Annotated in this window: 15 protein-coding genes, 8 tRNA genes and 3 rRNA genes; 7 read left to right on the forward strand and 19 right to left on the reverse strand. The window is 44.1% G+C overall.

Going from position 1 to position 21,506, the window contains the following annotated elements; all coding sequences use genetic code 11:
- Position 1: 1 nt before the first annotated feature.
- Positions 2–991, reverse strand: a complete 990-nt coding sequence (gene holB / locus BMW45_RS06380) for a DNA polymerase III subunit delta' (protein WP_092241465.1) — start codon at positions 989–991, stop codon at positions 2–4.
- A 256-nt stretch (positions 992–1,247) separates the two neighbouring features.
- On the opposite strand from holB, the gene BMW45_RS06385 reads away from it, so the two are divergent.
- From BMW45_RS06385 to BMW45_RS06410, 6 genes are all read left to right on the forward strand, one after another.
- Positions 1,248–2,876 carry a response regulator transcription factor gene (locus BMW45_RS06385; protein ID WP_092241467.1) on the forward strand — a complete coding sequence of 543 codons (1,629 nt, stop codon included), beginning with the start codon at positions 1,248–1,250 and terminating at the stop codon, positions 2,874–2,876.
- 17 nt (positions 2,877–2,893) lie between these two features.
- Positions 2,894–3,928: a sensor histidine kinase gene (locus BMW45_RS06390; protein ID WP_092241469.1), complete on the forward strand. Its 1,035-nt coding sequence runs from the start codon at positions 2,894–2,896 to the stop codon at positions 3,926–3,928.
- On the forward strand, positions 3,925–5,355 hold the full coding sequence (locus tag BMW45_RS06395) for a sugar ABC transporter ATP-binding protein (RefSeq protein ID WP_092241471.1): 1,431 nt from the start codon (positions 3,925–3,927) through the stop codon (positions 5,353–5,355). The genes BMW45_RS06390 and BMW45_RS06395 overlap by 4 nt, the downstream gene beginning before the upstream one ends.
- A 224-nt stretch (positions 5,356–5,579) precedes the next feature.
- The gene (locus tag BMW45_RS06400; RefSeq protein ID WP_025230673.1) at positions 5,580–6,554 is read left to right on the forward strand and encodes a sugar ABC transporter substrate-binding protein; all 975 of its coding nucleotides are present in this window, start codon (positions 5,580–5,582) and stop codon (positions 6,552–6,554) included.
- Between the two features lie 36 nt (positions 6,555–6,590).
- Positions 6,591–8,096 (forward strand): sugar ABC transporter ATP-binding protein, encoded by a 1,506-nt coding sequence (locus BMW45_RS06405; RefSeq protein ID WP_092241473.1) that lies wholly within the window; start codon positions 6,591–6,593, stop codon positions 8,094–8,096.
- The gene (locus BMW45_RS06410) at positions 8,093–9,094 is read left to right on the forward strand and encodes an ABC transporter permease (protein ID WP_092241475.1); all 1,002 of its coding nucleotides are present in this window, start codon (positions 8,093–8,095) and stop codon (positions 9,092–9,094) included. The genes BMW45_RS06405 and BMW45_RS06410 overlap by 4 nt, the downstream gene beginning before the upstream one ends.
- A 108-nt stretch (positions 9,095–9,202) precedes the next feature.
- Here the strand turns inward: BMW45_RS06410 and BMW45_RS06415 are convergent, their stop codons facing one another.
- Entirely contained in the window at positions 9,203–9,793 is a 591-nt protein-coding gene (locus tag BMW45_RS06415; protein WP_092241477.1) for a guanylate kinase, read from the reverse strand.
- 125 nt (positions 9,794–9,918) lie between these two features.
- The gene (locus tag BMW45_RS06420; RefSeq protein WP_092241479.1) at positions 9,919–11,394 is read right to left on the reverse strand and encodes an aminotransferase class I/II-fold pyridoxal phosphate-dependent enzyme; all 1,476 of its coding nucleotides are present in this window, start codon (positions 11,392–11,394) and stop codon (positions 9,919–9,921) included.
- A gap of 169 nt (positions 11,395–11,563) precedes the next feature.
- Here BMW45_RS06420 and BMW45_RS06425 point away from each other — a divergent pair, with 169 nt between their 5' ends.
- Positions 11,564–11,794, forward strand: coding sequence for a hypothetical protein (locus tag BMW45_RS06425; RefSeq protein WP_025230668.1), 231 nt, complete (start codon positions 11,564–11,566; stop codon positions 11,792–11,794).
- A 48-nt stretch (positions 11,795–11,842) separates the two neighbouring features.
- On the opposite strand, the gene BMW45_RS06430 is transcribed toward BMW45_RS06425, so the two are convergent.
- From BMW45_RS06430 to BMW45_RS06505, 16 genes are all read right to left on the reverse strand, one after another.
- Positions 11,843–11,915, reverse strand: a tRNA-Lys gene (locus BMW45_RS06430).
- Positions 11,916–11,918: 3 nt separating this feature from the next.
- Positions 11,919–11,991, reverse strand: a tRNA-Phe gene (locus BMW45_RS06435).
- Positions 11,992–12,039: 48 nt separating this feature from the next.
- Positions 12,040–12,113, reverse strand: a tRNA-Met gene (locus BMW45_RS06440).
- A 46-nt stretch (positions 12,114–12,159) separates the two neighbouring features.
- Positions 12,160–12,241 (reverse strand) — tRNA-Tyr (locus BMW45_RS06445).
- A 21-nt stretch (positions 12,242–12,262) separates the two neighbouring features.
- Positions 12,263–12,335: transfer RNA gene (locus BMW45_RS06450), tRNA-Thr, on the reverse strand.
- A 36-nt stretch (positions 12,336–12,371) separates the two neighbouring features.
- A tRNA-Val gene (locus BMW45_RS06455) sits at positions 12,372–12,444 on the reverse strand.
- A 23-nt stretch (positions 12,445–12,467) separates the two neighbouring features.
- Positions 12,468–12,541, reverse strand: a tRNA-Asp gene (locus tag BMW45_RS06460).
- Positions 12,542–12,631: 90 nt separating this feature from the next.
- Positions 12,632–15,524, reverse strand: a 23S ribosomal RNA gene (locus BMW45_RS06465).
- A 466-nt stretch (positions 15,525–15,990) separates the two neighbouring features.
- A 5S ribosomal RNA gene (gene rrf / locus BMW45_RS06470) occupies positions 15,991–16,108 on the reverse strand.
- Between the two features lie 96 nt (positions 16,109–16,204).
- Positions 16,205–17,736, reverse strand: a 16S ribosomal RNA gene (locus tag BMW45_RS06475).
- The 16S, 23S and 5S rRNA genes sit together here with 8 tRNA genes alongside, the layout of an rRNA operon.
- Before the next feature lie 375 nt (positions 17,737–18,111).
- Positions 18,112–18,199 (reverse strand) — tRNA-Ser (locus BMW45_RS06480).
- 86 nt (positions 18,200–18,285) lie between these two features.
- Positions 18,286–18,999 carry a lysophospholipid acyltransferase family protein gene (locus BMW45_RS06485; protein WP_092241481.1) on the reverse strand — a complete coding sequence of 238 codons (714 nt, stop codon included), beginning with the start codon at positions 18,997–18,999 and terminating at the stop codon, positions 18,286–18,288.
- Between the two features lie 4 nt (positions 19,000–19,003).
- Positions 19,004–19,555, reverse strand: a complete 552-nt coding sequence (locus tag BMW45_RS06490; RefSeq protein WP_092246235.1) for a Fe-S-containing hydro-lyase — start codon at positions 19,553–19,555, stop codon at positions 19,004–19,006.
- A 27-nt stretch (positions 19,556–19,582) separates the two neighbouring features.
- Positions 19,583–20,425, reverse strand: coding sequence for a fumarate hydratase (locus BMW45_RS06495; RefSeq protein WP_092241483.1), 843 nt, complete (start codon positions 20,423–20,425; stop codon positions 19,583–19,585).
- 182 nt (positions 20,426–20,607) lie between these two features.
- Positions 20,608–21,039: an RrF2 family transcriptional regulator gene (locus BMW45_RS06500; protein ID WP_025230664.1), complete on the reverse strand. Its 432-nt coding sequence runs from the start codon at positions 21,037–21,039 to the stop codon at positions 20,608–20,610.
- A 193-nt stretch (positions 21,040–21,232) separates the two neighbouring features.
- Entirely contained in the window at positions 21,233–21,505 is a 273-nt protein-coding gene (locus BMW45_RS06505; RefSeq protein WP_092241485.1) for an HPr family phosphocarrier protein, read from the reverse strand.
- Position 21,506 lies beyond the last annotated feature (1 nt).

Here is a 21,506-nt window from a genome sequence, read left to right on the forward strand (position 1 = left end):
ATTAATTCTCCTTCATAACAAGCAGCATGAGCTCCATAGCCAGCTCCATATTGACATTGGCATCCAGACGGATCCGGGCCTTGTCAATGGCCTTTAATATCATCTCAATGCCATCATAAGCACTGGCAGCGCTCATCTCTTTCATTGTATTGTATTCTTCCCTGAAAACCAGAAGATTAATATCCTGAGTCACTTTATACATTAAAACATCCCGGTACCATAGCTGCATAAAATCAAGGCAGTCATAGATATCCAGATTTTCATCCTTCATCTTCTTAATGTAAAAAAGCAGCTCCACAATATCCATATCCTTGATGTGCTTCAACATATGGATCAATTCCTTATACATTACCTGAAACTCCTCAGAAGAAGCCAGATGTATCGCCCTTCCAAGATTCCCTCTGGCAAATGCTGCATAAATCTCAGCTTTGCTCTCTGCGATTCCCAAAGATCCTGTTAAAAACGATCTTACCACCGAATCCTGCAAAGGCTTAAGCTTTAACTGCACACATCTGGAAAGAATGGTGGGAAGAAATGCCTCTTGATTGGTCGTAAGCAGCATAATAACCGCATAAGAAGGAGGTTCTTCGATCGTCTTTAACAGGGCATTCTGGGCCTGAACCGTCATCTTTTCCGCTTCATCCACAATGTAGATCTTATAGTAACTGCTATAAGGGCGTATCATTATGGTGTTATTTATCTGGTCCCTGATATCGTCAACGCCAATGCTTCCTGACTTCTCATGGGATAAATAAATCAGATCCGGATGGTTTTCGCTCATGACCTGCTTGCATGCATGGCACTGCATACATGGCTCACTCTTTCCCTTTTCACAGAGAAGGGTCATTGCAAATGCATTGGCCAGGGACTTACGCCCCATCCCCGCTTCCCCTGTCAAAATGTACGCATGGGAAACATGATTTGATTCAATGGCTTTTTGCAAATGTTCTTTGATTCTCTCATGGCCGATGATATCTTTAAACCCTGGCATAGAGGCACCCCCCTGTCACTGTTGTCTAATCCGTCCTCCCTGTCTCTGAAAACGGAAAAACGAATTTAACTAATTATAACATAGAACGTTTATCACCACAAGAAAGAAGTATTGGCAAATCCTTTCTCATTTCCCCCGTTTCTGTACATTTTCAGTCAATTTTTTTCAGCACATAAACTTTTTAAGTTGAGATTATAAACCCGGTGAAGTATACTGAGAAGAGAAGGTATTTGTATCGGAATTAAAACAATAGGGGATGATTTCAATTTTAGGAATAATAATAGCAGACGACGAAAAGAAAATCTGCAGGCTTTTAGAATATTTGATCGACTGGGATGAAATAGGGGTTAAGCTTTTGGGGGTTGCTTATGATGGCATTTCTGCATTTCAGCTGATTCAGGAAAAGAAACCTGACGTTCTGCTTACGGACATCAGAATGCCGGGTATGGATGGCCTCCAGCTGATTGAAGAGGCCAAGAAGCAGAATGCTTCTCTTAAATGCATAATCATAAGCGGCTATAAGGACTTTCAATACGCACAACAGGGAATCCGGTACGGAGTACGGGATTATTTGCTGAAGCCAATTAACCAGGATGACCTGACCCGTACGTTAAAAAAACTGGTCAAAGAAACCTTGGAGCAGAAAAGCAGCCAGGAAGTCCAGATGCACTTAGAAGAAACCATAAGAAACTATTCCGGTGAGTTTAAACGGGTATTTTTAAAAATGGTATTAGAACAAAAACCGGAGGAAAGGCCTGAGTCCGTATTAAAAGAAGTCCGAAAAATCAATCCGTCCCGGGTTGTTAACCAGGGCGGCCGGTGTCTGGTTGTGAAGCCGGATATTGAGTATAAGGATTTTACAAAAGATGCTTATCAGCTTTTAATTGATAAAACGATTGAGATCCTTCAGGTCGAATTTGCTTCTGAAGAAGGAGATTTAACGATTGAGGCATCCGAAGAGGGAATATTTCTATTACTGTTCCATGAACCTTCAGATAAGGAAGAACTGATGAAAGCCTTAAACCATGTCAGAGACCGGGTCATGGGACTTCAGGATCTATTTCCAAAGATATACTTTTCAGCTATCATCACAGAGCAGGTGGATACAGACGAGGAACTGATCAGGCAGATACAGTACAGCCGGATCGCCATGTACAACCGGCTCCTTACGGATGCCAATACGGTATCGAAATTGAATGCGCCGGCTGCCGGATCAGAAGAAAAGAGCTCCTTAACCGCAGAGATTTCCAGGCTGTTAGAAGACAGACCAGAATCCTTTGAACCGGAAGAAATAAAAAGCTGCTTAAATGATGCAAAACGAATCATGCAAACGGCAAATAACATCTCCGGGCTTGATATTAAAATGGAGCTGCTCCGGCTAGCCCATAATTATCTGGACTGGTTTGAACTTCTTGATACCTCTCTGGACAAAAACGGAAAAGCCGCTTACTTCTCCGAAATGTATGAGCATTGCATCAGCCTTGAACAGGCTTTTGAACTCCTGGAAGAAACCCTTACAAAAGCTTTGCTTGAAGTTCTGAGCCATTTAAAAAGCAGGGAAATAAAGCCGGTTGCTTATGCCAAGCACTATATAGAAAAAAACAAGGGCGTTCAAATAAAGCTGGAAGAGCTGGCAAAAAACGCCGGTTTCAGCTATACCTATTTTTCATACTTATTTAAAAAAGAAACAGGTAAAACACTGACCGAATATATACAGATGGTAAGGATAGAGGCCGCCAAAAAGCTTCTGGTGGAAAAAGAGCGGAACGTAAGCGAAGTAGCGGAACTGGTTGGTTACAGTGATATCAAATTTTTTACCAAACAGTTTAAAAAAGCACTGGGCGTCTCTCCCAATGAATACCGTAAAATGTTTCTGGAACGCTGAAAAGGGGAGGAGATCCTTTGAAAAAACAATGGTTAAAAAAACGGATTCTGATCTGGATAAGAGCCATGATTTCATGGAGCTGTCTTGCCCTGATCCTGTTCTTTCTGATTCTGCTTAGGCCGGAACTTACGGAATCCATTCTATATACAGTTATGGCATGGAGTATGCTGTTATCCTTTTTTCTCATGCTTGCTATAGGTAAAGTTATGATTTTAGAACCCTTTCGGACCATCCAGAAAAAAATAGAACTTTTCAACGATGGGATTATTTTTACCGAAATATTTAAAAACCTGGAAGGAATCTCACCGGATACAGATGCCCTGCTTTTAAAGGTACACACCATCCTGGACAAGGATAAAATAATGGAAAATGCCAAACAGCAAGCAAGATACTTAGCCCTTCAAAATCAGATCAATCCTCATTTCCTCTATAATATACTGGAATCCATACGTTCCGATGCGATTATGGCGGGAGTCCCGGAAATCGGAAAGATCACAGAGGCTCTTGCTGTATTCTTCCGCTATACAACTTCAAAAATGGAGAGTCTCAGCACCCTTCAGGAAGAGCTTAACAATGTAGAAAATTATTTTTTAATACAGAAATACCGCTTTGATGATAAGCTGGAATTAAAAATTAAACTGCCCCGGGATGATGAAGAAATATTAAAAACCCGGATCCCCAAGCTTACTCTCCAGCCAATAGTGGAGAATGCCATTAAACACGGATTGGAACCTAAGGTTTCAGGGGGAACCATTGTCATTGACATCGAGCACAGTGACACCGTACTTTATCTTTCCGTGGTTGATGACGGGATCGGCATTGAAGAAGCCAGGCTTGGTTGCCTCAATGAAAAGCTTTCCCGAATGGATGCCAATGACAGTTCCGCCAATGAAGGAGGAAAGGGAGGTATCGCACTCATAAATGTAAATTCCAGAATCCGCCTTCTCATGGGTGACGAATATGGCATCCACATCTTAAGCACTCCCAGAATCGGAACCGAAGTATGCCTCACACTTCCTTATATGTTTGAGCAGACAGAAGGGATTGGATGATGAAAAAAGAAGTGATCCGTTATGAAAACATACACTGTTCCATGGACGGCCAGGCTTATTTAAATGGACTCTTCTTTCGGGCATTTGAGGGAGAAATCTGCTGTGTCATCGTCAACAATACCATTGAAAAAAAATATTTCCTGCAGCTTCTGTACGGAAACTTAAAGCCAGGCTACGGCTGGTCCTATTATAAAGGGGAAAAAATAGTATCCTCCAAAATTCAGGAACAGATGTTAAAGCAGACTGCATTTATCGGCCGCAACAAAGGAATCTTTTCAGAGCTGAGTGTCGCTGAGAACATTTTCGTGGCCAGCGGCAGGGTCCCCTTCTGGAGGCGGGTAAATCCTCTCTGCAGGCACGCTCCGAAGCTTTTTAAGGATTGGGATATTTCCATTCCCCTGCTTGCCAAAGCCCACATGCTGGACCCCGGCATGCAGAAACAAGCCGAGTTAATGCGCGCTTATGTCTCCGGATGCAGTCTGGCCGTTATAACGGATATCGAAATGATCATGACAGAAGATCAGCTCAAAAATTTCTTTGCTCTGGTGACAAAATTAAAAGACCGGGGTATGACATTCCTCTACATTGTAAACAGCTCCACCAAATTATACAAATATGCCGATGAAATAACGATTATCAAAAACGGCAGGACCATCGGCCATATGAACCGGGAAGATTTCTCTAAATTTCAGACCTATATGGAATTGTTTGAAAAGACCAGAAAAAACACCCTAAAAAGAAATGACTTATTACAAAAGCAGATCGATAAAAAAACGGTTCTGGAATTCCAAAATGTAAAACTGCCGGACCTTCCCGTATTAAATCTATCGTTAAATGCAGGAGAAGTTTTAAACATATTGGACCTGGATTCTGCAGAATGCAGAAATATCCTTCCAATTCTGCAGGGAGAATGTGGATTTGAAGCAGGTAAAATTTTATTAAACGGAAAAGAATATTCCTTTCAATCCGTTCACCAGTCCATACGGGATGGCATCGCCTTCATCGAAGCAAGGCCAATGGAAGAAATGCTGTTCGCCGATATGACCGTTTTAGACCACATGACGTTTATGATCCAGCGAAATAAAAAAAAGTTCTTTCTGAGAAAAAAATACAGAAAGATGACACGGTACCTGTTAGATGGAATATTCAGTGAAGAGGAATTGATGAAAAAAACATACTCGGTCAGTGATGAATGCAAACTAAAGCTTTTATATTACCGCTGGATTTTTGTTCGACCGCAGGTCCTGGTATGCATAAAACCATTTTCCTCCGTTGATTTTCAAATGCGTCAGATCACCATTAACCTGCTGAAAGAAGTTTTGAAGTCAGGAATCTCTGTAATCATCATTACGAACCAGATTGCAGAAGCTTACACCATGGAAGGTAAGAATATTACCTTTCACGATGGAGCAATTGCAATGGATTAACTCTTCCAAGCAGAAGTTTGTTGTAAACTTTAACCATAAAAAAGTCTTATTTTAAAAAATAATAAGGCTTTTTTTATTATAAAAAGGCCGATTTCGAAAAATACACCCCCATTTAGCACAAAATATACCATTGTTTCATCCTCTTTTTACTGTTAAAATAACAAACACATATCATTCATTGTACCTATCAAAACTATTGAGAGTAGGAAGGGAGATTAAAAGTAATGAAAAGAAAGATTTTATCCATGCTGTTAGTATCTGCTATACTGGCTTCCGTAACTGGCTGCGGGGAACAAAAGACTGTTTCACAGCCAACTGCAACAGAAAAAACTGCTTCTGGGGATATCACCGTTGGCGTTATTCTGAAAACACTTTCCAGTGAATACTGGGGATATGTTGCGGCAGGTGTTCAAGCGGCCTCCAAAGATTTAGGGGTTAAGGTTGATCTGCAGGGTCCGGCCTCTGAAACAGCTTATGATGAACAGAACAATATGATCGAAACAATGCTCTCCGGCGGTGTAGATGCATTTGTCATCTCCCCCCTTCAATCAGACTCTGTAGCAAGTGTAATCGGAGATGTTAAAATTCCTGTTATAACCGTTGACACTGATGCGGAAATACCAGGAAAAGTTTCCTTCGTGGGAACCGGTAACGACAACGCAGCTTACCAGGGTGGTTTATTCGCAGCTAAAAAAGCCGGAAAAGGTGCAAAAGCAGCTATCATCGGAGGCGTTGAGGGCAATGCCACCAGCGATGCCCGTCAGGCAGGATATATAAAAGCTCTGGAAGAAAATGGTGTGGAGGTTGTTTCCATACAGTATGCCCAATCCAATCCGGATACGGCTGCAAATGTAATGGAAAATATCATAACCGCTCAGAACGGAGATATTCAGATCGTCTGCTGCCACAACGATGATACGGCTGCAGGCGCATCCAATGCCGTAAAACAGCTTGGTTTAAAGGACGTCATTATCGTTGGCTTCGACGGCAACCAAAGCGGTGTCCAGAATATCATTGACGGCAACATCACTGCCACCTGCGCACAGGCTGCTTATACCATGGGCTATCAGGCGGTTGAAACAGCCCTTAAGGCAATAAAGGGAGAAACCGTTGAAACATTCGTAGATACTGGCTGTGAAGTCATTACAGCAGACAATGCAGAAGAATACTTAACAACACTGAAAGGCTACCTGAAATAATCCATTTGAATATGTACAGAAAGGTTTGTTGGCATTATGAGTAATTATTTGGTTGAGCTGAAAGGTGTAACAAAACGCTTCCCTGGTGTAGTAGCAATGCGAAACATGTCATTACAAATCAGACCTGGAGAGATCCACGGTCTGATCGGTGAAAACGGCGCCGGTAAATCCACCCTGATCAAGGTACTGACCGGTGTACATATTCCGGAAGAAGGCACCATTTACATCGAAGGAAACAAGGTTTCATTTAAGAATCCAAATGAAGCTGCAACTGCCGGTATTGCCTGTGTATATCAAGAATTAAATATTGTTAAACTTCTATCTGTCACAGACAATATTTTTATTAACAAAGCAATTAAAATGAAAGGCAGCCCGTTTCTGGATTATGCCAAAATGCATAATATAGCCCATGAAGTTATGCTTTCCCTGGGTCAGGACATTGATGTAAAAAAAGAATGCGGTTCCTATGGTATGGGAATCCAGCAAATGGTGGAAATCGCAAAAGCAGTCCTGATCGATGCAAAACTCATCATCATGGATGAACCTACATCCAGCCTTGGGGAAAAGGAAGTGGAACAGTTAATGAAAACAGTCCGTTCCTTAAAAGAAAAAGGCATTGCTATCCTTTTTGTCTCCCATAAGCTGGAGGAGCTCTTTGAGCTATGCGACCGCGTTACAGTCATGCGAGATGGAGAACACATCCTGACAAAAAATACGGATGAATTAGATAACGATTCACTGATCTCAGCCATGGTAGGCAGAACATTGGATAATCAATATCCGAAAATTGAAGCGGAGACTGGTACGGAAGCCCTCCGGGTAGAGCATTTAAACTCCGCAGGTGTATTAAGGGATGTGAGCTTTCATGCAAACCATGGAGAAATCCTCGGTTTTGCCGGTTTAGTAGGCGCCGGCAGAACCGAAACATTCCGGGCTGTATTCGGTGCTGACCCATATGACAGCGGAGATATTTATGTAAACGGGGAGAAAGTGGTCATAAAGTCTCCAAAAGCCGGTATCCGCTGCGGGATGGCATTTTTAACAGAAGACCGCAAAGGGCAGGGACTTGTTCTTTCCCAATCAGTCCGAACAAACCTGATCTTAAGTAATATGAGACGCTGTACGAATGGCCTGTTCTTTGATGAGAAACATATCGATCAGCTGGCGGAAGAAAATATCAGTGACTTGAAAATAAAAACTCCCACCGCCGATGAGGTGGTGGGACAGCTGTCAGGCGGCAATCAGCAAAAAGTGGTCATCGGAAAATGGATCAATACAAACGCGGACATCTACATATTTGATGAACCGACCAGAGGAATTGACGTAGGTGCTAAGGTCGAAGTTTATAACATCATGAACCGTCTGGTCCGTGCCGGAAAATGTGTTATCATGATTTCTTCCGAATTACCGGAGATCATAGGAATGAGTGACCGGGTAATCGTCATGAGGGAAGGAAAAGTCATGGGAGAACTTTCGAGAAAAACAGATGTCCTGAATCAGGAAATAATCATGAAAGCGGCTTGGGGAGGCGAAATTCGATGAAGACGAAGAAAATGAAAGATATAATAGGAAAGGTGGCTCCTTTACTGGCCTTGGTTCTTTTGTTCATTGTTTTATCACTGGCAACTGATAAATTTTTTACAATCAATAATATGATGAATATTCTAAGACAAACGGCTGTTAACGGGCTGATCTCCGCAGCCATGCTGGTGGTACTGATTACGGCAGGCATCGACTTATCCGTTGGTGCGAATGCAATCCTGTGCGCATGTATGATGGGTATGCTGAAATCATCCTTCGGCATTACAAACTCTCTGGTATTAATCCTGGTCTGTATCATAACCGGAATTTCCGTTGGATTCTTAAACGGCATCCTGCTCACAAAAATGCATCTTCCCCATCCTTTCGTTTCAACCCTGGGTATGAAAAACGTACTGTGCGGACTGGCACTGCTGGTGGTCTCAACAAAAACAATCTCCGACTTTCCGGCTGCCGTTACATTTTTAGGCTCCAGCAACTTATTTAAAGTATCCGGCGGATTCTCCGGGATCCCACTGTGCTTTATCATTTTAATATTAATCTATATCGTATATCATTTCTTTTTAAACAAAACCGCACTAGGAAGAATGATTTACTGCGTAGGCGGTAATCCGGAAGCTGCCCGGCTTTCCGGAATCAATTCCGATAATATACTGATTTTTGTTTACAGCTTATCCGGTTTTATGTGCTCCATTGCCGCACTTGTCATAGTCGGACGGTCTGCTGTTGCCAATCCTTCTGCCGCCATCTCACCATATGATACGGATGCTATTGCGGCATGTATTATTGGCGGTGCCTCCTTTATGGGAGGAAAAGGAACCATCTGGGGAACTTTAATCGGCGCCCTGATGATTTCTACCATTCGAAATGGTTTAACACTCTTAAATACCTCCAGTTCCGTACAATATATTGTTATCGGTCTGGTTATCATCGCCGCTGTATTTATTGATGTAACAAGGACACGTATGGAAGCAAAGGCAAAACGGCTTGCAGCTAAATAAAAGCTTAACCTTAAAATAAGCATGAAAGGCGCTATGGAATTCCATAACTCTTTCATGCTTATTTTAACTTCATCAAGTAACAAAGCAGATTGCGAATATCCGATCAACTCATTCTATCTCTGCGGTCACGGCTTTTACGATCTCATCCAGGCAAGATTCCAGCTCCTGGTTGCAGAATCTCTTATGTATTCCGCATCTAAGTAGATTTTCTTCTTTAAAATCCTCTTCATCCGCCAGAAACCTTCTGCAAAGTTCCTTATATTTAGGTGTCTTCTGTCCCTTCTCTCGTTTAATAGCTCTCAAAAGCCGGTCCCCATCCTCAACCTCAATATAAATAGGAAACAACTTATCCTCTCCAAAATAAGCCCTTGTCTTTTCATAAGATTCCAGAGTTCCGATCATCAGATATCCATTATTCCCGGCTAAATTGATCTGACCGTCATCAACAGTAAAATAGCTCCACGGACCATAAACAGTTTCATAAGTCCTCTCCTCAATAAGCCTGTGTTCCTTTCGGAATTCCTCCAGCTTATCACTGGTAGTAAAATAATATTCCACCCCATCCTTTTCTCCATCCCGAATCGGTCTTGTGGTATATAAAACAACTTTCTTTAATTGGGGAAGCCTCTTTAAAAGTCTTTTATAAACTGTATCTTTTCCGGAAGCACTTTTTCCCATTACATAGAATATTTTGCCCATATTATCTGCTCCATCTTTTATCCTATCTTATTTTATCTTTTATATAATCTATATCTTTTATTATATCTTTCATTTTATCTTATTTATTTATCTTATTGATTTATCTTATTGATTTATCTTTTAATCTATCTAACATTTATTCCAGCTTCATTAACCACAAAAAGCTCTCTGGATTCCTCATCCTCCAGCCCCTGCACCGCAAGGCCAAGCTCTTTATACTTCATAATCAGATCAATGGATTCCTTTTTTAAAACCTCTCCTGGTACAACGATGGGTATCCCCGGGGGATACACGTAAACAAATTCTGCTGATATCATACCCTCGCCGTCAGGAATAGCGATCCTGCGCCTGGGTTCATCCATCGCTTGGGCAATGCTCAACCGGCATTCCGGCATTCTCTCCAGCCCCTGATATAAGTGATTCTCATCTTCACAGCCTTCCTCCGCAGAAAGCCCAGCATCAATATGAAGCAGAGCTTTACACAGCCGTTTAAGACCTTCCTGCGTATCAGCCAGAGTCGTTATGGCAGTCACATAGTCTGAACCGCACATTTCCATCTCAAGATGATATTCCTTTCTCAGTCTGTCATCCAGCCAGGCTCCCGATTTTCCTGTACCTCTTGTGGAAATAATGATTTTAGAGAGGTCCATATCAAAGATTCCATTCAGCCCTTTTTCCTGGTACGTAAGAAGCCTTAGGTGTTTCATACCAGACAAAGCCTTTCGGACCTCTCCTATTTTATCGGAAAAGATCCTCATCTGCTCCAGCCCTTCCCCGGCCATATACCGTATACAGCCTTCGATCCCTGCCATCAGCACGTAGGAGGGGCTGCTGGTCTGATACATATGCACATAGCGATCCAATCTCCCCATATCCACATATCCTTCCTTTACGTGCATAACAGCCGTCTGTGTAAAAGAAGGAAGAGTTTTATGAAGGCTCTGAATCACCACATCCGCTCCAAGTTCTAAAGCAGAAACCGGAAATCCTTCCTCTCTTCCAAAGGAAAAGTGTGCTCCATGAGCCTCATCCACAATGAGAGGCAGGCGGAATTTATGAACTACCTCTGCAATGGCCTTAATATCAGATACAATGCCATCATAAGTTGGGGATACAATAAACACCGCTTGAATCTTCCGATGGCTCATCAACATCTCTTCAATTTTTTCCGGAAGTAATCCACCTTGAATACCGAATTCAGGTATTATTTGTGGATAAATATATTCCGCTCTTAACTGATTGAGGAAAACTCCATGAAACGCTGACTTATGACAGTTTCTGCTCATAAGAATGGTTCCACCCCTTGAAACGGTCCCGCTTATGGCACTAAGGATCCCGCTGCTGCTTCCATTAACAAGATAATACGTTCTGCTGCTCCCGTATACCCTGGAAGCCCATTCCATAGACTCCTTTAAAATCCCTTCCGGATGGTGCAGGTTATCAAAACCATCAATCTCCGTAATATCTATGGAAAAAGGATTTGGAAAATTATCGGCAAAGGATCCATGATACTGCCTTTTATGTCCCGGCATGTGAAAAGGATAAAAATCTGATTCTCCATATTCCATTAACTTTTTTAATAAATTCGGTGTATCATTCATAGTATGAACCGCCTTTCGTCTGCATAAACCACTGGGCTCATTCCCTGTTCTTTTTACATTTTTCTTTATAAATCGACTCTTTTAGTATAGCATCCTTATCCTCTCTTTACAATTTTTTCTCGCAGCGCTATAATATAATTTTGGAAATGAAAAAGGAGATGGTTATATTATGAGATTAATCGAATTTAAGATGGAGCGTCCCGGACTGGTAAAAGCCGGAGATGAAGTTCAGATCATAGAAAGGGAAGGAACCAGCAGCTATAGCTATATCATAGACCCTGCTGTGGCCATGTCCGGCTGTTACGTAGGACGTGACCGGATCAAATCTGATCACGGCATTGTCAAAGAGATAAAACACAATGACCGGGGATATTATGTGATTGTGGAATTTGATGAATGATGAAAGCAAATAAAAAGCCCTGAAACATTTCTGTTTCAAGGCTTGTCCTGAGACACCGGGGACTCGAACCCCGGACAACTTGATTAAAAGTCAAGTGCTCTACCACCTGAGCTAGTATCCCATATGCCCAAAGCCGGAATCGAACCAGCGACACGAGGATTTTCAGTCCTCTGCTCTACCAACTGAGCTATCTGGGCCTATGTACCTTCATTAGTACACGTTCTTATAAAATTAGTCAAAAAAAATTGCGGGGGCAGGATTTGAACCTGCGACCTTCGGGTTATGAGCCCGACGAGCTTCCAGACTGCTCCACCCCGCGTTATTCAATTATAGTATATGCAGTGATTAAGATTTTAATCACTAAATGGATGGAGATGGATTCGAACCATCGAAGCGTGTCGCAACAGATTTACAGTCTGCCCCCTTTGGCCACTCGGGAACCCATCCATATTTTATTAAAGTGATGCAAGCCGATGATCGGACTCGAACCGATAACCTGCTGATTACAAATCAGCTGCTCTGCCAATTGAGCCACATCGGCACAAATCTTCTCATGTGTGTTGCTATGCATACTGAATGGGACCTATAGGGCTCGAACCTATGACCCTCTGCTTGTAAGGCAGATGCTCTCCCAGCTGAGCTAAGATCCCATATACAATATTTAGTTTTCAAACGACCCGGATGGGATTCGAACCCACGACCTCCGCCGTGACAGGGCGGCGCTCTAACCAGCTGAGCCACCAGGCCAAACCTTTTTGAAGGCTATTGCATATACCCTCAAAACCACACATTGCTACATATCTATTTTCATCCGTTCTTCCTCTTACCTAAACCAACCTGGTTAAGCCCTCGACCTATTAGTGACAGTCAGCTGCACATGTTGCCATGCTTCCACCTCTGCCCTATCTACCTCGTCGTCTTCAAGGGGTCTTACTCTTGCGATGGGATATCTCATCTTGAGGGGGGCTTCACGCTTAGATGCCTTCAGCGTTTATCCCTTCCCGACTTGGCTACTCTGCCATGGCTTTGATAGCCAACAGATACACCAGAGGTCAGTCCATCCCGGTCCTCTCGTACTAAGGACAGCTCCTCTCAAATATCCTACGCCCACGCCGGATAGGGACCGAACTGTCTCACGACGTTCTGAACCCAGCTCGCGTACCGCTTTAATGGGCGAACAGCCCAACCCTTGGGACCTACTACAGCCCCAGGATGCGATGAGCCGACATCGAGGTGCCAAACCACTCCGTCGATGTGAACTCTTGGGAGTGATAAGCCTGTTATCCCCAGGGTAGCTTTTATCCGTTGAGCGATGGCAATCCCACTTTATACCACCGGATCACTAAGTCCTAGTTTCCTACCTGCTCCACCCGTCGGTGTCGCAGTCAAGCTCCCTTATGCCTTTGCACTCTTCGAATGGTTTCCGTCCATTCTGAGGGAACCTTTGAGCGCCTCCGATACCCTTTCGGAGGCGACCGCCCCAGTCAAACTCCCCGCCTGACATTGTCCCCCAGCCAGGTCATGGCTGCAGGTTAGAAATCCAATACCGCAAGGGTGGTATCCCAACATCGGCTCTGATAAGACTGGCGTCCTATCTTCACTGCCTCCCACCTATCCTGTACATGCAGTACCGAATCCCAGTATCAAGCTGGAGTAAAGCTCCATGGGGTCTTTCCGTCCTGGCGCAGGTAACCAGCATCTTCACTGGTACTTCAATTTCACCGGGTGCATTGTTGAGACAGCGCTCAAATCATTACGCCTTTCGTGCGGGTCGGAACTTACCCGACAAGGAATTTCGCTACCTTAGGACCGTTATAGTTACGGCCGCCGTTTACTGGGGCTTAAATTCAGAGCTTCGCGTTGCCGCTAACCCCTCCTCGTAACCTTCCAGCACCGGGCAGGCGTCAGCCCATATACCTCACCTTTCGGTTTTGCATAGACCTGTGTTTTTGCTAAACAGTTGCTTGAGCCTATTCTCTGCGGCCTGGTTTCCCAGGCACCCCTTATCCCGAAGTTACGGGGTCATTTTGCCGAGTTCCTTAACAATGCTTCTCCCGCCGGCCTTAGGATTCTCTCCTCATCCACCTGTGTCGGTTTACGGTACGGGCACATATTACACAATAGCGGCTTTTCTTGACAGCCCCTACGAAGACTTCCCTACTTGTGTTCGGTACGCGTCACACCTTCCTGTTGCTGGGTGGATTTGCCATTCCAGCCAGTCCAGTGCTTGCCCCGGTCTTTTCATTCCCGGGTTCTTCTTCGGTTCTGTGTCCCCACAGTTCTGATAATATGCGGTACAGGAATTTCAACCTGTTGTCCATCGACTACGTCTTTCGACCTCGCCTTAGGCCCCGACTTACCCAGAGCAGATCAGCTTTACTCTGGAAACCTTAGATATTCGGCCTGGAGGATTCTCACCTCCATCTCGCTACTCATTCCGGCATTCTCTCTTCTTAACACTCCACATCTCCTTACGGTAATGCTTCTGTGCGTTAAGAATGCTCCTCTACCAATGTATATAAATATACATTCCACAGCTTCGGTGTCGTGTTTTAGCCCCGGACATTTTCGGCGCAGGACCTCTCGACTAGTGAGCTATTACGCACTCTTTGAATGTGTGGCTGCTTCTAAGCCAACATCCTAGTTGTCTGTGAAATCCCACATCCTTTTCCACTTAACACGCACTTTGGGACCTTAGCTGGTGGTCTGGGCTCTTTCCCTTTTGACTACCCAACTTATCTCGTGCAGTCTGACTCCCGTACATCATCTGGCCGGCATTCGGAGTTTGATATTCTTTGGTAAGCTTTGACGCCCCCTAGGAAATTCAGTGCTCTACCTCCGGCAGACTAATACGAGGCTAGCCCTAAAGCTATTTCGAGGAGAACCAGCTATCTCCGGGTTCGATTGGAATTTCTCCCCTACCCACACCTCATCGCCACCCTTTTCAACGGATGTGCGTTCGGTCCTCCATTTCCTTTTACGGAAACTTCAACCTGGACATGGGTAGATCACCCGGTTTCGGGTCTACCTTTACTGACTTATGCGCCCTATTAAGACTTGGTTTCCCTTCGGCTCCACACCTTAAGTGCTTAACCTTGCCAGTAACGGTAACTCGCCGGACCGTTCTACAAAAAGTACGCGGTTCCACTTTAAACGTGGTTCCACAGCTTGTAAACACAGGGTTTCAGGTTCTCTTTCACTCCCCTCCCGGGGTCCTTTTCACCTTTCCTTCACAGTACTATGCGCTATCGGTCACTAAGTAGTATTTAGCCTTGGGGGGTGGTCCCCCCGAATTCCCACAAGGTTTCTCGTGTCTCGTGGTACTTTGGATCCTGCTCGCTGACTATTGCTTTCCCATACAAGGCTTTCACTTTCTATGGCCGGTCTTTCCAGGACCGTTCTGGTAACAAATCGTCTCACTTATTGCAGTCCATAACCCCAGTATGCACGCATACTGGTTTAGGCTCCTTCCATTTCGCTCGCCGCTACTTTGGAAATCGAGTTTTCTTTCTTTTCCTCCGGGTACTTAGATGTTTCAGTTCCCCGGGTTCCCGACGTATGGCTATGTATTCACCATACGACAACTGAGGTTTGCTCAGTTGGGTTTCCCCATTCAGATATCTCCGGATCAAAGGATATTTGCTCCTCCCCGAAGCTTTTCGCAGCTTATCACGTCTTTCATCGGCTCTTAGTGCCAAGGCATCCACCCTGCGCTCTTATTAGCTTAACCAATTCGATGTTCGCCTGCGGGTGCGGGCTACTTATCTAAGATACATAGCGTTGTATCTCTGGTCTTAGGTTTGTTATTTCACCGTACGTTACGGTTACTTTAACGAGTTTTGTTTGGTTACATCGTTAGATGTAACACCTCGGATGTCTTGATGTCGTCTTTATACTTTAACATATAAAAACTCTATCTAGATATATTTCAATATGTGGTTTTCAAGGTACATGCGTGATGTCATTATAAGCAATAAATGCTTTCTCTTGGCATCATCTGACTGAAGTTTATCAGTCATTCGCTTGCTCGATGGACTCGAACCCACGAATCACTGGTAAAAACCAGCTATATAAAACAGCACTGCCCTGCTGAATCAGGTTAACACATTCTTTAACACAGGCTTCGCTTTTCCCTCCGCCCATTGGAACATGTCCGTTCTATATAAAACACTCGCTAGAGTGAATTTTTTAAAGTAATCTGGCACCCACCTGCTCTCCCATGCCGTCTCCAGCATAGTACCATCGGCCGCTTAAGTCTTAACCATCGTGTTCGGGATGGGAACGGGTGTCTCCCCTAAGCGCATCGGCACCAGAAATCTTTTGTCTTTCTTGGTGTTTCCATATTCATTTTTATTTCTTTGAAAACCAAAGACTCAACAGTATATAAAACCCTTACTTCTTCTTCCTTAGAAAGGAGGTGATCCAGCCGCACCTTCCGATACGGCTACCTTGTTACGACTTCACCCCAGTTATCAGTCCCGCCTTCGGCAGCTCCCTCCTTACGGTTGGGTCACTGACTTCGGGCGTTACCAACTCCCATGGTGTGACGGGCGGTGTGTACAAGACCCGGGAACGTATTCACCGCGGCATTCTGATCCGCGATTACTAGCGATTCCAGCTTCATGTAGTCGAGTTGCAGACTACAATCCGAACTGAGACGTTATTTTTGGGGTTTGCTCCAGATCGCTCCTTTGCTTCCCTTTGTTTACGCCATTGTAGCACGTGTGTAGCCCAAATCATAAGGGGCATGATGATTTGACGTCATCCCCACCTTCCTCCAGGTTATCCCTGGCAGTCTCCCCAGAGTGCCCAACTTGACTTGCTGGCTACTAAGGATAAGGGTTGCGCTCGTTGCGGGACTTAACCCAACATCTCACGACACGAGCTGACGACAACCATGCACCACCTGTCTAGAATGCCCCGTAGGGAAGGGATCGTTACATCCCGGTCATTCCGATGTCAAGACTTGGTAAGGTTCTTCGCGTTGCTTCGAATTAAACCACATGCTCCACCGCTTGTGCGGGTCCCCGTCAATTCCTTTGAGTTTCATTCTTGCGAACGTACTCCCCAGGTGGAATACTTATTGCGTTAGCGACGGCACCGAAGAGCTTTGCTCCCCAACACCTAGTATTCATCGTTTACGGCGTGGACTACCAGGGTATCTAATCCTGTTTGCTCCCCACGCTTTCGAGCCTCAACGTCAGTTACAGTCCAGTAAGCCGCCTTCGCCACTGGTGTTCCTCCTAATATCTACGCATTTCACCGCTACACTAGGAATTCCACTTACCTCTCCTGCACTCTAGCACCACAGTTTCCAAAGCAGTCCCGGGGTTGAGCCCCGGGCTTTCACTCCAGACTTGCAGTGCCGTCTACGCTCCCTTTACACCCAGTAAATCCGGATAACGCTTGCCCCCTACGTATTACCGCGGCTGCTGGCACGTAGTTAGCCGGGGCTTCTTAGTCAGGTACCGTCATTTTCTTCCCTGCTGATAGAGCTTTACATACCGAAATACTTCTTCACTCACGCGGCGTCGCTGGATCAGGGTTTCCCCCATTGTCCAATATTCCCCACTGCTGCCTCCCGTAGGAGTTTGGGCCGTGTCTCAGTCCCAATGTGGCCGGTCACCCTCTCAGGTCGGCTACTGATCGTCGGCTTGGTGGGCCGTTACCTCACCAACTACCTAATCAGACGCGGGTCCATCTCATACCACCGGAGTTTTTCACACTGTACCATGCGGCACTGTGTGCTTATGCGGTATTAGCAGTCGTTTCCGACTGTTATCCCCCTGTATGAGGCAGGTTACCCACGCGTTACTCACCCGTCCGCCGCTAAGTCAATTTCAATTCCATCCGAAAACTTCCTTGAAATCGCTTCGCTCGACTTGCATGTGTTAAGCACGCCGCCAGCGTTCATCCTGAGCCAGGATCGAACTCTCAAATTAAAGGTGTTCAATCCGGGGTCAAAATCAACTAACTAGCTAATTTATTTCCCGTTTTACTTGTTGTTTGGTTCGTATACAATTGCTTGTATTCGTTCTGAAATTTTCTCATTCAAAGCCATCAAACATGACTTGTTTTATTAGAATTTTCAGGGTTTTACATACTGTTCAATCTTCTGTTTTCAAGGTGCTTCGTGTTGTCCTTCTTTCTTAACAGCAACTCATTTATTCTATCACAGCGTTTCTGTTCTGTCAACACTTTTTTTATTTTATTTTTTCACTGCTTTTCGACAGCTGGTATATAGTAACACATCTTTATTTCTATGTCAACTACTTTTTTCACTGCCTAGAAGTAAAATGTAATCACTTGGAAATGAGCGGAGAAAGAGGGATTTGAACCCTCGCGCCGGTTGCCCGACCTACACCCTTAGCAGGGGCGCCTCTTCGGCCTCTTGAGTATTTCTCCGTAGTTCATAATTTCCATATGATTGGTCTTTCAAGTAAAAACTTTTCCAGACGCATTGACAATTATACAAGATATAATTCGACTTGTCAACCTATTTTTTGATTTATTTCTTCCTGTATTTTGTCATGTACCATTTCCGCTATCTGGATGGTTTTCATCTTCTGATAATCCTCCGCATAAAGCGGCTTTAGGAAGCAAACCTGCACGGTTTGTTTTCTGGAAGAGTTCTCATCAAAGGGTTTGAAACAATCGATCAGTGCAACCGGCACAATGGGACATTTGGCATTTACGGCACTTTTAAAGGTTCCTCCCTTAAATGCCAGCAGCTTATTTCCTTCACGGCTACGGGTTCCCTCTGGGAAGATTGCAAAGTTCTTTCCCATTTTTACCTTTTCCGCCATCTTAGTTATGATCTCCATAGAAGCCCTGATGTCCTGGCGGTCTATAGAAAAACCATCCAGAGCTTTGATTACCTGCTTTACTAAAATAAGTCTGGCGGCTTCTTTCTTTACAACTACACTAAAAGATTTGGGGCAGGCTTCCATAAGAGCCAGTACGTCAAACAATCCCTGATGGTTGGGAAACAGGATAAATCCATTTTCAGCGGGCAGATTCTCAACTCCCTGAACCTCTACCTTAATGCGCCCTGTTTTATTTACCGTTTTCACTACATGACGGAGATAATCATAGCGCTGCTCATCGGTATGAGTATCTTTCGGAAGGCCCATCCTCCATATACGGTAAAACCATACGGGAACACGAAAAAGATTTCTTACTACCATATAGAAGATACGATTCATATTCTTAGTCCTCCCTGTATCTTTCTATGGCTGTTTCATATAAATTGTTTCCTTTGCTGTCTATGACAACTACCACTGGAAAGTCTTTGATTTCCAGACGCCTTATGGCCTCTGTTCCTAAATCTTCATAAGCAATTACTTCAGAGGAAAGGATGCATTTAGAAAGAAGAGCTCCAGCCCCTCCCACCGCCGCAAAATAAACGGACTCGTTTCTTACAATGGCCTCTATAACTTCTTTGCTTCTTTTCCCTTTCCCTATCATTCCCCCCATTCCCATATCCAGAAGAAGGGGAGTGTACTTATCCATACGGCTGGCTGTGGTCGGTCCAGCGGAACCGATAGGGCGTCCTTCCCTGGCTGGGGATGGTCCCATATAATAGATCATGTTTCCTTCTATATCAAAGGGAAGACTTCCCTTTTGGTCCAAAGCTTCTTTCATTCTTTTATGAGCAGCATCCCGGGCAGTATAAATGGTCCCAGTCAGATAAACATAATCCCCTGCACTTAAACTCTTTGCATCTTCCCTGCTGATCGGTACCTTTATGTGATGATCCATGGTTTCCTCCATTCTTTGCTCCAATCATTATATGACCCTGTGTGCATGTCGGTTTACATGACAACAGATATTAACTGCCACTGGCAGTCCGGCTATGTGAGTCGGATAGGTTTCAATATTTACGGCAAGGGCGGTGATCCTTCCTCCCAGACCTCCGGGGCCGATTCCAAGCTTATTGATTTTCTCAAGCATCTCTGATTCTAAGTCTTTTACATAGGAAATAGAAGACCGTTTCTCAATATCTCTGGTCAATGCCTGCTTGGCTAACTGGGCACATTTTTCAAACGTTCCGCCGATTCCTACTCCAACCACCATGGGAGGGCACGCATTTGGTCCGGCTTCCTTAACTGCAGTTAATATGGAATCCTTGATCCCTTCCAATCCATCCGCGGGCTTTAACATGAATATGCGGCTCATGTTTTCACTTCCAAACCCTTTGGGAGCAACTGTAATATCTATCTGATCTCCGTTCACAACTTCATAATGGATGACTGCAGGGGTATTATCTTTTGTATTTACCCGCTCCACCGGCTCCACCACAGATTTTCTTAAATAACCTTCTACATACCCTTCTCTTACTCCCTGATTGATTGCATCGGTAACATTTCCGCCTTCTATATGCACGTCCTGTCCTATCCTTACAAATATCACTGCCATCCCAGTGTCCTGGCAAATGGGAATCATATCTTCTCCCGCTATCTTTAAGTTTTCCTTCAGCTGGCAGAGCACCTGTCTGCCAAGGGGTGAAGTTTCTTCATCCACTGCCTTAAGAAATACCCTCTCCATATCACTAGACAGCACATGGTTGGCTTCTATGCACATTTCTTTTATGTTCTTCGTTATTTCTTCAACTTTAACCGTTCTGATCATACATTCCTCCAAATTTGCAGGCACCTTTGTTTTATTTCATCATAAATGATTCTTATTGTGAAATCAAGTTTAAACATAAAATAAGGCAGGGGATGTTTTAATTATCATTCCCTGCCTTATTTATAAGAAGTTTGATTTACTGAAAGGTTCAGCCAACAGCTGATTTTCTTTATGAAAGAAAATCATGCCTTAGAATCAAGACGATTCCTGATTAGTTTTTCCTGAATATCTTTTATCGTGATCTCTTCCATTCTTCTTCTGCAAAGCTCATTTAAATCCCCATAAATTTCATCCATGACTCCTGACATTCCAGAAGCTATCATACAGGGGGTATCTACATTGCCGGATTTCCAGGAAGAAGATACAAAGGTAACATCCAAAGCATCACAAATGCTTCTTAAATTTACTTCTGAGGAATCTTTGCCAAAATGATAGCCGCCCTCCAGCCCTTCCTTTGTTGTGATTATTCCGGCTTTTTTTAACTTTGCCATCACCTTTCTTACCCGGGCAGGATTGGTGCATACATTGGAAGCCAGTTCCTCACTGGAAATGGTGACCTTCCTCTGGTTTAAATAAACTACTCCATGAACCGCTACTGCAAACTCACTTGTCATATGAATCCCCTATTTCATAGATATAATTTTCTAAGTGAAGTCAAACATAGTGCCGACGATGCTTAGAAAATCAGCCGTTCGACGTACCACCTGGCGAATCGAACTTCCTTGATCTGTAATTGATATAGTTTCAGTTTATATTTTATCAATTTGAAGGATCATTGTCAAGCGTACTTCCTTACCTTCATGGAATTCAGCGGTTTTTGGATAACCCAATGTTTACTGTCAGATCTTTCAACTGCTCAATTGCCTGGTTTTCATCATCTCCAGCGGCTGTTATTGTTACCCGTTCTTCCTGTTTGACTGCTAATCTCATAATAGCAAGAGGATTTTTTAGATCAGCTTCCATCTCTTCTTTTCTTAATAAGATAAGAGAGGTAAATTTCTTGGCGGCTGCTGCCATATCTGCTGCCGGCCTGGCATGAATCCCCATAGCATCCTGAACTACAAATTCAAACTGCTTCACA

The organism is Lacrimispora sphenoides (assembly GCF_900105215.1).
Lineage (GTDB): Bacteria > Bacillota > Clostridia > Lachnospirales > Lachnospiraceae > Lacrimispora > Lacrimispora sphenoides_A.